The organism is Streptomyces sp. SID3212 (assembly GCF_009865405.1).
Lineage (GTDB): Bacteria > Actinomycetota > Actinomycetes > Streptomycetales > Streptomycetaceae > Streptomyces.
Map to the genome: position 1 here is coordinate 1 of NZ_WWJY01001153.1, position 1207 is coordinate 1207.

The 1207-nt window shown below is 77.5% G+C and carries 2 protein-coding genes and 1 pseudogene; 2 read left to right on the top strand and 1 reads right to left on the bottom strand.

The features are described 5' to 3' along the window. Positions 1 to 367 (bottom strand): hypothetical protein (locus GT042_RS34490; protein ID WP_237531482.1); only part of this gene is annotated, 367 nt, incomplete at its 3' end. A 105-nt stretch (positions 368 to 472) separates the two neighbouring features. Between GT042_RS34490 and GT042_RS39605 the strand changes: the two genes are divergently transcribed. Together GT042_RS39605 and GT042_RS39610 are read left to right on the top strand one after the other, a co-directional pair. Further along, the gene (locus tag GT042_RS39605) at positions 473 to 874 is read left to right on the top strand and encodes an FHA domain-containing protein (RefSeq protein WP_161312630.1); all 402 of its coding nucleotides are present in this window, start codon (positions 473 to 475) and stop codon (positions 872 to 874) included. A 122-nt stretch (positions 875 to 996) separates the two neighbouring features. Next, positions 997 to 1207, top strand: a pseudogene (locus GT042_RS39610) (hypothetical protein); the annotation flags it as partial.

Consider the following 1207-nt stretch of genomic DNA (forward strand, 5'->3'; position numbering starts at 1 on the left):
TCCGGGCGGGCGTACGGAGCCTCGCCCCGGCGACCGCGCGGAGCGCCGTCCGGGCGGGCGTGCGCAGGCTCGTCCCGACGAGCGCACGGAACCTCGCCCCGACGACCGCGCGGAGCGCCATCCCTACAACCGTACGGAGCCTCGCCCCGCCGACCGTGCGCAGGACCGTCCCGACGAGCGCACGGAACCTCGCCCCGACGACCGCGCGGGGCACCGTCCCTACAACCGTACGGAGCCTCGCCCCGCCGATCGTGCGCAGGGCCGTCCCGACGACCGTACGGAGCCCCGCCCCAACGACCGCGCGCAGGGCCGTCCCGACGAGCGCACGGAGCCCCGCCCCGGCGACCGCGCGGAGCACCGTCCCCACAGCCGTGCGGAGCCCCGTCCCGCCGACCGCGCGGAGCCTCGTCCCGACGGCCCGGGGGCCGGACCTCGCGATGCCGCTCCCCCGCCGCCCACCCGGGTGCAATCGGTGCCCGCGCCACGGCCGGCCCCCCGTCAGGATTCCCCTCGCCGGGTCGCCCCCGCCCCCGCTACCCCCCAGCTGGCCCTCGTGCTGGCCGGCTCGCTGATCCCCGTACGCGGCCCCGGCCAGGAACCCACGCGGCTCGGCCGGGACACCTCGGACTGCGCCCATGTGCCGGGCCTGGCCGCGTTCGACCAGATCTCCCGGAATCACGCCGAGCTGTCCTGGCGGGCGGGCGGCCTCTACGTCACCGACACCGGTTCGGCCAACGGCACCTACGTCGACGGCAAGCGCGTCGACCGCCCCGTCCAGATCTGGCCCGGCGTCCGCCGCTTCGGGCTGGCCCAGCCGCCGGAGGCGGTGGAGGTGACCGTCGTCGAACTCGACGAGTACGGCGCGCCCCGCTGATCCGTACGACTCCGCCGCACCCCTGCCGTACCGCCGCACCCGCTCCCGCCGCACCGCCGTCCCCCGTACCCCGTCCGGTGGCAAGCCGGGCACCGAGGACCCGACTCCTTCGAGGACTCCGCATGGCCGACAAGCCGACCGAGGAACCAGCAGGTCGCCCCGAGCCGGGAAGCCTGCCCCCGAGCCCGCCGACCCGCCGCCAGGGCCACGACGCCGTACCACCGCCGAGTCCGCCCACCCGCAAACAGCGCGCCCGCGCCAGGGACGAGAAGCCCGAGCCCGCCGCGCCGTTGAATGCCCCCGCGAACCCGCCAAGTCCCCCCACCCGCCTCC